This is a genomic window from Bacteroides finegoldii DSM 17565 (genome assembly GCF_000156195.1).
Classification (GTDB): Bacteria; Bacteroidota; Bacteroidia; order Bacteroidales; family Bacteroidaceae; genus Bacteroides; species Bacteroides finegoldii.
The window spans coordinates 258498-271924 of the sequence record NZ_GG688320.1 but is presented as its reverse complement, the minus strand read 5'-3'; the positions used below and the strand labels follow the sequence as shown (position 1 = coordinate 271924).

The following is a 13427-nucleotide window of genomic DNA, read 5'->3' as shown; positions in this document are numbered from 1 at the left end:
GGAAGATGGTGCAGAATAAGTAAACCTAAAAAGCCTTCTTCGTGAGAAGAGGCTTTTTTATTTTTTTCTTTTTCAAAGAAATTTATTGTTAATACAAGAGAGAGGGGGAACTCGTGATGAGTTCCCCCTCTTGTTTGTTATCTAACGTATGTGGATGAATTAATCCAATACGATAGGTTTGTATTTCGGAACTAATGCTTTCATAATCAACCATCCGAGCAGGTAAGATACTGCACAGATACAGAACATGATGAAATATCCGGCAGGTTTGCCTTCAAATCCCATGAATGTCATGTGGGTTTCGTCAGCATGCACAAATAATACGCCTGCACCGTATTGCATAAGCATAGAACCTACGCCACCGGCCATACCGCCGATACCTGTAATACTTGCAATTGCGGTTTTTGGGAACATATCGCCTACCGTAGAGAAGATATTGGCCGACCATGATTGGTGAGCCGCTCCACCGATACCGATTAAAATAACCGGGAACCACGGAGAAAGTGTTCCTAACGGCTGTGCCAACAATACTACCAATGGGAAGAATGCGAAAATTAACATCGCTTTCATACGGGCAGCATACGGGTTCATACCTGTCTTATTAATAAAGATAGTCGGAAGTTTACCACCGTAGATAGACAACATGGTCACAGCATACAACGTGAAAATCAATGCCATACCCAATCCATCGGATGTCTTAATATCAAATTGGGTGTTCAGATAAGATGGAGTCCAGAACAGGAAGAACCACCACACACCGTCGGTCATAAACTTACCGGCGGCAAAAGCCCATGTCTGCTTGTATGTGAAGCATTGGAGGAAGCTCATTTTCTTTTCTTCCTTTACTTCTGCATTTGCGGGGATCTCACCTTCCTCAAACTTATCTTGTTCGATATAGTCCAATTCGGCTTTATTGACGTGCTTGCTCTTGTCGGGAGAAGTATACATGAATACCCACATTCCCATCCAGATAAAGCCGAGAGCACCGATAACGATAAAAGCCATTTCCCATCCCCAAGCCTTGGCGAGCAATGGGATAGATACGGGAGCGATCAGAGCACCGATAGAAGCACCGGCATTAAAAATGGAAGTTGCATAAGCGCGGTCTTTCTTCGGGAAATATTCGGCTGTTACTTTGATAGCTGCAGGGAAGTTACCGGCCTCACCAAGTGCAAGGATACAGCGTGCAGCCAGGAAACAGTACATACTTACGGTAGCCAGCACGACAACAACGTCTCCGGTAGCGGCCATCAGTTCGGCTGCGCTGTGCATACCTACGTATTGCTCGGTCACGATTCCGCAAAGTGCGTGCATACAAGCACCTGCCGACCATACGCCGATTGCCCAGAGATACCCTTTCTTGGTTCCCATCCAGTCGACAAAGCGTCCGGCAAACAACATGCAAATGGCATAGACAATAGAAAATACGGAAGTGATCGTACCATAGTGTACCTCATTCCAATGAAATTCCGGTTTGATAAATTCGTCCCAGGTCAATGAAAGAACCTGTCGGTCGAGATAATTGACTGTAGTAGCAAAGAATAGCATAGCACAGATGGTCCATCTGTAGTTTGTCATCTTTTCGCCTGTTTTTTGAAATGCATTCATGATAATGGATTTAAATAGATTTTGATTCGCTGACAAAGGTCGGTATTTCGACTGGATTTCATTTGTAAAAATTGGTCGAATTCATGTATTATCCGTTACATTATGTATGTAATTTGTTTCAAAGGGGGCGTCATAACGAATAATAAAACGCAAATTAACGCAGATTATCACAGAAGTAATTTTATAGGCCGTTGGTTAACCTATATATAATTAAAACAATCTGCGATAATTTGCGTTAATCTGCGTATTAACACATTCTCTTACTGATATGTAATTCAGAGCTGCGCAACGATTAGCGCATTTCTGTATATTTAATCTTGTCCATGTCTCCATAGTCCAGATTTTCACCCGCCATACCCCAGATAAACATATAGTTGCTGGTTCCGGCAGCGGCGTGGATAGACCATTCCGGTGACATGATAGCCTGTTCGTTCTGCATCCAGACGATACGTTCTTCCTGCGGTTCGCCCATGAAGTGGCAGATTGCATTGTCTGCCGGTACGTTGAAGTAGAAATATGCTTCGATACGACGGCTGTGAGTATGTGCAGGCATTGTGTTCCATACGCTGCCCGGTTTCAATTCTGTCAGTCCCATCTGCAATTGGCAAGGACCTTCTTCAAGCACGTTGTTGACAATCAGCTGATTGATAACGCGGTCGTTGCTCTCTTCCATCTTTCCGGCAGGGAAAGAGTTCGCTTTCAGAGAACCTTTGCGTCCGTCGATTGTAATCAACTGAGTCTTGTATTCCTTGTGAGCAGTAGCCGAGTTGATGTAGAACTTAGCAGGATTGCTTGAATCTTTACTCTTGAAAGTCACTTTCTGTTTGCCTCTACCTATGTACAAAGCATCTTTGAATTTCAATGTGTATTCTTTACCGTCTACGGTTACGATACCTTCACCGCCAATGTTGATAACACCCAGTTCGCGGCGTTCCAAAAAGAATTTAGCTTTCAGCGGGTCGATAGTTTCCAATACCAGCTCTTTAGTTGCAGGAACTGCTCCACCGAAGATAAAACGGTCATACATGGAATATGTAACGTTGATTTCGTTCGGAACCATTACTTTTTCCATCAGGAAGCTACTACGCAGGCGGTTTGTATCATACGTTTTCACGTCTTGCGGATTGCAAGCCACTTGCATCTTGTAATTTACTTGGGCTGAAGCAGACATGGCTGCGATACCCAACATCATTGCAATTGCTACTCTTTTCATATTTCGAATTTTTATTGGATTATTATGTCATTGATTATTTGTTCTCTAATGCTTCTTTCGCATCTTTTCTAGTCATGCGGATACGGTTGTAAACAGCCATTCCGAGCGCAAGTATCACAAGGATAGCCGGGCCGACAATCTTCAGGCTGTAAGTCAGGTGGAAGATACCCCAGCAGAAGAGACTGGAAGCGAAGTCGAGCGCACCGCCTTCAAAGCCTGCGGGAATATTTACTGTCGGGTCACCCGTAGCTGCATATACGTCTTTGGCAGCCAGTGTGAAGAATCCTGCCAGTTCTGTAACGAAGTACAGACCTACTATCAAGGCTACCAGACCGATGATGAATGATTTCACCACATTGCCTTTTGTGATAGGCAGAATCATCGGGAACAAGTAGAACATACCTGCCAGAGAAGCTAGCGGTAAGAAACGGTTGCCCGGAAGGATAACAGCCAGGAAGATAGTGACAGGAATCAAAAGCAGAGATACCACCAGTGTAGTAGGATGTCCGATCACCAAAGCGGGACTCATACCAATGCTTAAACCGGTGCTGTTCTTATATTTCTTGGCAATCAACTCGCGGGTAGCGTCGGAGATTGGTTTCAAACCTTCGATAAAGAGGCTGGTGATACGCGGAATCAATTCCATTACGGCTCCCATCTTGATACCCAATCCTAAAATGCCGGGAATGCTGTCCACTACTTCTTGCCAGCTTGCGCAACCCAGCGCTCCGATACCGCAACCGATTACGATACCCAGGAACAACGGTTCGCCCATCAGTCCGAATTTCTTTTTCATACCTTCCGAATCGATATTCAACTTATCGAATCCCGGAATCATATCAAGTAATTTATTGATAACAATAGCGAATGGAACAAAACTTTGGCAGAACGGCTGAGGAATAGAGATACCGTCCATTTTGTCATAAAACTTCTGGAAAGCGGGAGCAGTCATATCCGCCATTACAAGCGTGATGATGTAGCAGATGATAGCGGCGAAGAATCCCCAAAGAATACTGTCGGAAGCAAAATAAACGATCGCTCCGATAAAAGCGAAATGCCAGTAGTTCCAAAGGTCAATGTTGACAGTGCGTGTCGTTTTGGTAAGCAGCATCAGCAAGTTGACCCCCAAACAAACCGGAATAATAAAAGCACCGACAGATGTATTATAGGCTACTGCTGCCGCAGAAGGCCAACCCATGTCGAAAATACCCAATTCCAATCCGTATATTTCTACCATTTTACTCAGTGCAGGACCCAGACTGCTGGTAAGCAACGCTGTGACTACCGACAAACCGACGAAACCGACACCTACTAATAAACCGCTTTTCAGCGCTTTCGGTAGTTTAATACCGATACATACTCCTAAGACTGTGAAAATGACCGGCATCATTACTGCCGCTCCAAGACCGATAATGTACTTGAATACTTCTTCCATTCTGTTCTTTTTTCTCTGTTTTAATGATATATTACTGTGTTTCCCCAGAGGGTATTAGTTGTAAACCGTGCCAAAAGTACGACCTTTTCCGCTTTCTTCCAAAACGAAACTCTTAATTTATCAGATATTGCATCAAAAATGGACATTTTTGACGTTTACGTGCACAAAATTAGTCGTTTCCGTGCACGAAAAACAAAAAATACACCTAGTTGACTAAAAAATCCTATAGGATTTGGAGGAAAAGCGCTACTTTCGTACCGTGAAAAGACCTGAATGTTTAATCCTTAAAATAGCAATCCATGAGACGAACTCTCTTTTCTGATTTTTTTATGTTGTTTTTATTCATAACAACCATTCCTTTAGTCTTGTCGGCTCAGCAGGTAGACAGCAAATTGCCCTGGTCGGTGAGGATGACTGAATCGGAAATGATCCGTTGCCCCGAATCCTGGCAGCTCGATTTCCAACCGAAGTTGAAGTGGGACTATTGTCACGGACTTGAATTGGGGGCTATGCTTGATGTATATGATGCGTATGGCGATGAGAAGATTCGTGATTACGCCATCGCTTACGCGGACACAATGGTACATGAAGACGGGACGATTACCGCTTATAAGCTGACCGATTACAGTCTCGACCGCATCAACTCCGGTAAAATCCTTTTCCGTATTTATGAGCAGACGAAGAATCCTAAGTATAAGAAAGCGCTCGACTTGCTTTACAGCCAGTTTGAAGGGCAGCCTCGCAATGCGGATGGCGGCTTCTGGCACAAAAAGATTTACCCGCATCAGATGTGGTTGGACGGCATTTATATGGGAGCTCCTTTCTATGCGGAATATGCGTTCCGCAATAATCTTCCGCAGGCTTATGCGGATGTAATCAATCAGTTTGTAACCTGTGCCCGCCACACATACGATCCAAAGAATGGACTTTACCGCCATGCGACGGACGTGAGCCGCACCGAACGTTGGGCGGATCCCGTCACGGGGCAGTCCAAGCACACTTGGGGACGTGCGATGGGGTGGTATGCGATGGCTTTGGTTGATGCGCTGGAGTTTATTCCGAAGCATGAAGCCGGAAGAGATTCTCTGCTGGATATTTTGAATAATGTTGCCGTACAAGTGAGGAAACTTCAAGACCCGAAGACCGGAGGATGGTATCAGGTGATGGACAGAAGCGGGGATAAGGGGAATTATGTGGAATCTTCCTGCTCTGCTATGTTTATTTATTCCTTGTTCAAGGCGGTACGGCTGGGATATATTGATAAATCATATTTGAATGTGGCGCTGAAAGGCTATAAAGGTTTCCTGAATAATTTTATCGAAGTGGACAAGAATGGAGTGGTAACTGTCACGAAGGCTTGCGCGGTGGCAGGATTGGGAGGAAAAGTATACCGTTCAGGCGATTATGACTATTATATCAATGAAACGATTCGCAATAATGACCCGAAGGCGGTAGGTCCGTTCATAATGGCGAGTTTGGAATATGAACGTCTTTTGTCCTATGAGCAACAGCAAAAGCAAGACACGTTGGTTGTGTCACGTGATGGAACGGGTAAGTATCGTAATATCCAGGACGCTGTGGAGGCGGTACGCGCCTTTATGGATTATACGGTGACTATCTATATAAAGAAAGGGGTATATAAAGAAAAGCTAGTGATTCCTTCGTGGGTGAAGAACGTGCAACTGGTAGGTGAAGATTCCGAAAAGACGATTATTACGTATGATGATCATGCCAATATCAATAAGATGGGAACATTCCGTACCTACACCGTGAAAGTGGAAGGCAGTGATATCACTTTCAAGGACTTGACGATTGAGAATAATGCCGCTCCTTTGGGGCAGGCAGTTGCCCTCCATACCGAAGGAGACCGGCTGATGTTTGTCGGCTGCCGCTTTCTTGGAAATCAAGATACCATTTATACAGGCTCGGAGGGTAGCCGTTTGCTGTTTACCAACTGCTATATAGAAGGTACTACTGATTTTATCTTCGGTCCTTCCACTGCACTTTTTGAGTATTGCGAGCTGCATAGCAAACGTGATTCGTATATCACTGCTGCTTCGACTCCTCAAAATGAAGAATTCGGCTATGTCTTTAAAAACTGCAAGCTGACGGCTGCTCCCGGAGTGAAAAAGGTCTATTTAGGCCGTCCTTGGCGTCCATATGCCGCTACGGCTTTTATTAATTGTGAGTTTGGCGGACATATCCGTCCCGAAGGTTGGCATAATTGGAAGAATCCGGAGAATGAGAGAACAGCCCGTTATGCGGAATTTGGAAACACAGGAGACGGTGCGGATACATCGGGACGCGTGGCATGGGGCAAACAGCTTACAAAGAAGGAAGCCTTGAGGTATACACCGGAGAATATTTTCAAAGAAAATAGCAATTGGTACCCTTACAAGTAAGAGAAATGGGGTAAACGGTCCTTTGCCGACTTGTTTCCACTTGTTTCGCCACAGCGAACTTTTTGTTTCACGGCATGAAACTTCGGTTTCATCGGTGTGAAACTGTAGTTTCACCGGTAAGAAACTCTAGTTTCATCAGTGAGAAACTTTAGTTTCAAGCGCTTGAAACTTTCTGTTCGGCTGCTTGAAACTCTTTGCTTTGTACCGGCAAACACTTAGCTTTACGGTGATAAGCACTTGGCTTCACGGTGATAGGTGATAGAGGAAAACGTTTTTTTGTATGTAGGAGAGTAGTATAATTAAAGTAAGATAAGTATGAAAATACAAGGAAATAAAATGATATGGCTGCTGGCGGCGGCTTTTATCCTTTTGTCTGCATTCCGTGCGGATAAACCTGTTGTCACTATCTTTATGATCGGTGATTCGACGATGGCAAATAAAAAGATGGATGGGGGAAATCCCGAAAGGGGATGGGGAATGGTGCTTCCCGGTTTCTTTTCCGAAGATGTACGGATAGACAATCATGCCGTCAACGGGCGCAGTTCTAAAAGCTTTATTTCTGAAGGACGTTGGGAAAAAGTGATTTCTAAAGTGAAGAAAGGAGATTATGTCTTTATTCAGTTCGGGCATAATGATGAAAAAACGGATTCTACCCGTCATACCGATCCGGGAACTACTTTCGACGATAATCTCCGTCGGTTTGTCAACGAAACCCGTGCGAAAGGCGGTATCCCCGTACTATTCAATTCCATCGTCCGTCGTAACTTTGTTCAGCCGAAAGACGCTTCTATTGCGAAAGACATCCGACGGATACCCGGTGCATCCAAAGAGCAGCCCAAAGAAGGAACCGTTCTGTTCGATACTCATGGGGCCTATCTGGATTCTCCCCGCAATGTTGCCAAAGAGTTGGGAGTGACCTTCATCGACTTGAATAAAATCACGCACGACTTGGTGCAGGGACTTGGTCCCGTAGAGTCGAAAAAGCTGTTCATGTTTGTAGAACCCAATCGGGTTCCGGCCTTTCCGAAGGGACGTGAGGACAATACTCATTTGAATATCTATGGGGCAAGAACCGTAGCGGGATTGGCGGTGAAAGCCATCGGCAAAGAGATTCCGGAATTGGCGAAATGTATCCGTCATTATGATTATGTGGTGGCTCAAGACGGCAGTGGTGATTTCTTCACTGTGCAGGAAGCCGTTAATGCTGTCCCCGACTTTCGCAAAAATGTACGTACCACAATCCTTGTCCGCAAAGGCACTTACAAAGAAAAGATAATCATCCCCGAAAGTAAGATTAATATCTCCCTGATTGGCGAAGATGGTACGATACTGACCAATGACGATTTCGCAAACAAGAAGAACGTATTCGGTGAGAACATGGGAACTTCCGGTTCGTCCAGCTGTTACATCTATGCTCCTGATTTTTATGCCGAGAATATCACCTTCGAGAACTCTGCAGGTCCCGTGGGGCAAGCAGTTGCCTGTTTTGTTTCTGCCGACCGTGCCTATTTTAAGAACTGTAGTTTTCTCGGCTTCCAGGATACACTCTATACATACGGCAAGCAAAGCCGCCAATATTATGAGGACTGCTACATCGAAGGCACGGTCGATTTTATTTTCGGCTGGTCTACGGCTGTCTTCAATCGTTGCCGCATTCACAGCAAGGGGGATGGCTACGTCACTGCTCCTTCTACCGATAAAGGAAAGAAGTACGGTTACGTTTTCTACGACTGTCGGCTGACGGCTGATGCGGAAGCTACAAAGGTCTATTTGTCACGTCCCTGGCGACCTTATGCACAGGCTGTATTTATTCGCTGCGAACTGGGTAAACATATTCTTCCTGTCGGCTGGAATAATTGGGGTAAGAAGGAAAACGAAAAGACAGTCTTTTATGCCGAATATGGCAGTAAGGGCGCAGGGGCCAATCCGCAAGCACGTGCGGCATTCTCCCGTCAGTTGAAAAATCTGAAAGGTTATGAGCCGGTAACAGTGCTGGCAGGAGACGATGGTTGGAATCCGGTGAGGGACGGAAACCGGTTGTTGGATGTGAAACGTTGATTATATCTCCCGATTCTGCAAAATAGCTGTTGAAGATAGCGCCAGAATGCAAGTATTTTTCTATCTTTACGGCACAGAATCGAGTGATATATGATAAAGAAAACCTTAATTTCCGTAATTCTATTGTTGGCTGTCGTATTCACGGCACATACACAGCAACATTGCTTCTTTACCCACTATTCTACAGAGGACGGATTGTCGCAGAACACAGTCATGAACATCCTTCAGGACCATAAAGACAATTTGTGGTTTGCTACTTGGGATGGTATCAACCGTTTTGACGGCTACACTTTCAAGACCTATAAGGCACGTCAGGGAGATTACATCAGTCTGACCAATAACAGGGTAGACCATATGTATGAAGATTGTTATGGTTTCCTCTGGCTGCTGACATACGACAACCGTGTCCATCGCTTCGATCCCAGAACGGAGACTTTCGAGCAAGTGCCCGCTGCGGGAGAAGAGGGAAGTACGTTCAATGTACATACCATTGAAGTAATGCCGAACGGGACTGTCTGGTTGCTGACCGACAATGACGGAGCGATCCGTATCCTGACCCATCCCGAAGAAAATAACCGCCTGACATGGGATATTTACTCCGGCAAGTCGGAATTGTTCCCTTCTTTCCATGTTTTTAAAGTCTATCAGGATAAAGCGGGAAACGATTGGCTGTTGACGGATAACGGATTGGGCTTGATTCGTCCGGGCACGCGGGAACCTGTTTCCTACTTTACGGAGACAAAAGGAAAGAACGGTGGCATGAACCAGGCTTTTTATGCGGCGCAGGAGAATGACGGACACATCCGTTTCGCTTCCGATCATGGACGCATCTGGTCTTATCGGAAAGAAGGTGGCGACTTTACATTGTTTGAACTGCCTACGAAGAGCCGCATCACCTCCATTCACGAAGTAGCTCCGGAGCAGACGGTGGTCACAACGGACTCGGATGGTTTCTTTACCTATCATCTGAAGACGAAAGCTGCCGTACATTATTCTTCTCTGACTTGCAAAGCGTTGCCCGACCGTCCGATTCTTTCGGCCTACGTAGACCGTTCTTCTGAAGTCTGGTTTGAACAGGAAGAACCGGGTGTCGTGGCTCATTTCAACCCGGCAACAGGAGTAGTCACCCGTGAACAGATTCTGATTGAATACAGTAATCCCGAACGTTCGCGTCCGGCTTTCCACATTTTTGAGGACGTGAACGGTTTCCTTTGGGTGCATCCATACGGTGGCGGTTTCTCTTTCTTCGACCGGCAAAAAGGGCGTCTGGTTCCTTTCTATAATGAATTGGGCAGTCACGACTGGCGTTTCTCCAATAAGATTCATTCGGCTTTTTCTGATAAACAAGGCAATCTATGGCTTTGTACGCACTCCAAAGGATTGGAAAAGGTGACGTATCGCAATGTTCCCTTTTCGATGATGATTCCTGTATTGCACGAGCATGAATCTCTGCATAACGAGGTGCGTGCTTTGTGCGAAGATAAGTTGGGTAACCTGTGGGTAGGAGTGAAAGACGGTATGCTCCGCCTGTATGATGTCCGCAGAACGTACAAAGGTTATCTGACGGAGAACGGTACTGTCTCTACCACTGGTACTCCGATGAGGGGAACCGCTTATTTCGTCATTCAGGATTCAAAAGGTATCATTTGGATTGCGACGAAAGGTGACGGACTGATCCGTGCCGAGTCCACCTCTCCGGACGGTATGTCCTACAGGCTGACCCGCTATCTTCATCAGGAGGATGATATGTACAGTTTGAGTGATAATAACGTGTATTGTGTGTACGAAGACCATCACGGGCGTATTTGGCTAGCTACTTTGGGCGGAGGTATCAATTATATCACGGAGGACAAGGACCGGAAGACTTTGTTTATCAATCATCGTAATAATCTGAAAGGTTATCCTATCGACCCTTGCTATAAGGCTCGCTTTATTACTTCCGACAATAACGGTCGCCTGTGGGTGGGAACTACTACGGGGGCTATCGCTTTCGACGAGAACTTTGAAAAACCGGAAGAGGTGGAGTTCCATCATTTCTCCCGTGTGCCGAACGACACGCAAAGTTTGAGCAACAATGACGTGCATTGGATTATCCCTACTCAAAATAAGGAACTTTATCTGGGAACATTTGGCGGCGGTCTCAACAAGCTGGTATCTATCGACAAAGACGGTCATGCTAAATTCGAGTCCTATTCGGTGCAGGATGGGCTTTCTTCGGATATTTTGCTTTCCATCCGCGAGGACCATAAACGGAATCTATGGATCAGTACTGAGAACGGGCTTTGCAAGTTCAGTCCGTCGGAAGAACGCTTCGAGAGTTTTGATGAACGCAGCATTACTTTTCCGGTGCGTTTCAGTGAGGCGGCCTCTACGCTGACTGCCAAAGGGAGTATGCTTTTCGGTGCCAGTGGCGGTGTCTTTATTTTCAATCCGGATTCTATCCACAAAAGCAGCTATGTTCCGTCTATCGTATTCTCCAAGTTGACGGTAGCCAATGAGAACGTCGTCCCCAGAAACGGCTCGTTGCTGAAAGTGGATATTGATGATACAGACCAGTTGGTGCTTTCGCATGACGAGAATATTTTTTCCATTCATTTTGCGGCATTGGACTACACCAATCCGCAGAATGTGCAGTATTCATATATTCTGGATGGTTTTGAAAAGCAGTGGACGTTTGCCGACAAGCAGCGGAGTGTGACTTATACGAACCTTCCGAAAGGGAAATATGTGCTCCGTGTCCGTTCTACCAACAGCGACGGGGTGTGGGTGGAGAACGAGCGTGCGTTGGATATAGTGATTCTTCCTTCGTTTTGGGAGACCCCTGTGGCGTATGTGATGTATGTACTTTTTGTTTTGATTATTATCCTCGTGGCTGTTTATATCCTGTTCACGATTTATCGGTTGAAGCATGAGGTGTCGGTAGAGCAGCAGATCTCGGATATTAAGTTGCGCTTCTTTACGAATATTTCCCACGAATTGCGTACGCCGCTTACGTTGATAGCCGGACCGGTGGAGCAGGTGCTGAAGAATGATAAATTGCCGGCCGACGCACGGGAGCAGTTGGTGGTGGTAGAAAGGAACACCAGTCGGATGCTTCGTCTCGTCAATCAGATATTGGACTTCCGCAAGATTCAGAACAAGAAGATGAAGATGCAGGTGCAGCGTGTGGATGTCGTGCCGTTCGTCCGTAAGGTGATGGATAACTTCGAGGCTGTCGCCGAAGAGCACCGGATTGATTTCTTGTTTGAGACGGAAAAGGAACATCTTTATCTTTGGGTGGATGCGGATAAGCTGGAAAAAATTGTGTTTAACTTGCTTTCCAATGCTTTTAAATATACGCCGAACGGGAAGATGATTACGATTTTTATCCGCGAGGATGAAGAAGTCGTTTCCATCGGTGTGCAGGATCAAGGTATCGGTATAGCCGAGAATAAGAAGAAATCGCTGTTTGTCCGTTTTGAGAATCTGGTGGATAAGAATCTTTTCAATCAGGCGAGCACAGGTATCGGGCTCTCGCTGGTGAAGGAACTCGTAGAGATGCATCAGGCTACTATCAGTGTTGACAGCCGTTTGGGAGAGGGCAGTTGTTTTAAAGTGGATTTCCTGAAAGGGAAAGGACATTACGGTAAAGAGGTTGAGTTTATCCTCGAAGATACCGGCGCTCCGATGGAAATGGGACAGGTGGTGGATTTGGCCAATTCCTCCATTCAGTCCGAAAGGTTGGTTGCGGACGCAGAGGAGGTGGGGACCGCTTCTTCTGTGGAAGAAGAACAGGAAACGGAAGAGGGAAACGCTAAGGAACTGATGTTATTAGTGGAGGATAATCAAGAGTTGCGGGTATTTTTGCGTAGCATATTCGCTTCAAATTATCGGGTGGTGGAGGCTGCTGATGGTATGGAAGGATGGAGCAAGGCGTTGAAGTATGTACCGGATATTATTATCAGCGATGTCATGATGCCGGAGAAGGATGGTATCGAGATGACGCGTGAACTCCGGGCGGATATGACGACCAGCCATATACCAATTATCTTGTTGACGGCCAAGACTACGATCGAGAGTAAATTGGAGGGGTTGGAATATGGCGCGGATGATTACATAACGAAGCCTTTCAGTGCGACTTATTTGCAGGCGCGTGTGGAGAACTTGCTGTCGCAGCGAAAGAAGTTGCAGAGTTTCTATCGGGAGAATTTGCTGAATATACCGGTTGCGGACTCGAACGGTAGTTTGTCCGGTGTATCCACAACGTCCGAAACGGTTGTCGGGGGTACCTCCGAAGCACAAAAGAACGATGTGGACGGACAGGTGTCGGAGGTTCCGGTGATGTCTCCCAACGATCGTAAGTTTATGGATAAGTTGGTCGAACTGATGGAAAAGAATATGGATAACGGAGAATTGGTTGTCGATGATCTGGTCAGTGAACTGGCAGTCAGCCGTTCGGTATTCTTTAAGAAACTGAAGACCTTGACGGGACTGGCGCCTATTGAGTTTATAAAGGAGATGCGTATGAAGCGTGCCGTGCAGTTGATAGAGACGGGTGAGTTTAATATGACGCAGATTTCGTATATGGTGGGTATTAATGATCCGCGATATTTCAGCAAGTGTTTCAAAGCGCAAGTGGGGATGACACCGACTGAATATAGGGATAAGAAACAGGGAAAATAGGATTTGTTTAAATGCGGATTAACGTGAATTAACGCGGATTTTCGCAAAG

The 13427-nt window shown here is 45.8% G+C and carries 6 protein-coding genes and 1 pseudogene; 4 read left to right on the top strand and 3 right to left on the bottom strand.

The genetic code is table 11. The features are described 5' to 3' along the window. Positions 1–159 precede the first annotated feature (159 nt). From BACFIN_RS13395 to BACFIN_RS13405, 3 genes are all read right to left on the bottom strand, one after another. Positions 160–1608, bottom strand: coding sequence for an MFS transporter (locus tag BACFIN_RS13395; protein WP_007751153.1), 1449 nt, complete (start codon positions 1606–1608; stop codon positions 160–162). 292 nt (positions 1609–1900) lie between these two features. Further along, on the bottom strand, positions 1901–2821 hold the full coding sequence (kduI, locus tag BACFIN_RS13400) for a 5-dehydro-4-deoxy-D-glucuronate isomerase (protein WP_007751152.1): 921 nt from the start codon (positions 2819–2821) through the stop codon (positions 1901–1903). A 34-nt stretch (positions 2822–2855) separates the two neighbouring features. Continuing rightward, complete coding sequence (locus BACFIN_RS13405; protein WP_007751151.1) at positions 2856–4256, bottom strand: PTS galactitol transporter subunit IIC; 1401 nt, start codon at positions 4254–4256, stop codon at positions 2856–2858. A 299-nt stretch (positions 4257–4555) separates the two neighbouring features. Between BACFIN_RS13405 and BACFIN_RS23255 the strand changes: the two are divergent. The 4 genes and pseudogenes from BACFIN_RS23255 to BACFIN_RS13415 form a co-directional block, all read left to right on the top strand. Next, positions 4556–5749, top strand: a pseudogene (locus tag BACFIN_RS23255) (glycoside hydrolase family 88/105 protein); the annotation flags it as partial. Then, positions 5723–6658 carry a pectinesterase family protein gene (locus BACFIN_RS23250; RefSeq protein ID WP_032839437.1) on the top strand — a complete coding sequence of 312 codons (936 nt, stop codon included), beginning with the start codon at positions 5723–5725 and terminating at the stop codon, positions 6656–6658. The pseudogene BACFIN_RS23255 and the gene BACFIN_RS23250, both read left to right, overlap by 27 nt. Before the next feature lie 315 nt (positions 6659–6973). Continuing rightward, a complete protein-coding gene (locus tag BACFIN_RS13410) occupies positions 6974–8716 on the top strand; it encodes a pectinesterase family protein (protein WP_007751149.1) in 1743 nt (580 codons plus the stop codon). Between the two features lie 90 nt (positions 8717–8806). Next, positions 8807–13378 (top strand): hybrid sensor histidine kinase/response regulator transcription factor, encoded by a 4572-nt coding sequence (locus tag BACFIN_RS13415; protein WP_007751148.1) that lies wholly within the window; start codon positions 8807–8809, stop codon positions 13376–13378. The last annotated feature ends 49 nt before the right edge of the window (positions 13379–13427 follow it).

Bases quoted from the DNA above. Each gene is read 5' to 3' on its own strand.
- BACFIN_RS13395 (WP_007751153.1), bottom strand. From the start codon at position 1,608: ATGAATGCATTTCAAAAAACAGGCGAAAAGATGACAAACTACAGATGG.
- kduI (WP_007751152.1), bottom strand. From the start codon at position 2,821: ATGAAAAGAGTAGCAATTGCAATGATGTTGGGTATCGCAGCCATGTCT.
- BACFIN_RS13405 (WP_007751151.1), bottom strand. From the start codon at position 4,256: ATGGAAGAAGTATTCAAGTACATTATCGGTCTTGGAGCGGCAGTAATG.
- BACFIN_RS23250 (WP_032839437.1), top strand. From the start codon at position 5,723: ATGGCGAGTTTGGAATATGAACGTCTTTTGTCCTATGAGCAACAGCAA.
- BACFIN_RS13410 (WP_007751149.1), top strand. From the start codon at position 6,974: ATGAAAATACAAGGAAATAAAATGATATGGCTGCTGGCGGCGGCTTTT.
- BACFIN_RS13415 (WP_007751148.1), top strand. From the start codon at position 8,807: ATGATAAAGAAAACCTTAATTTCCGTAATTCTATTGTTGGCTGTCGTA.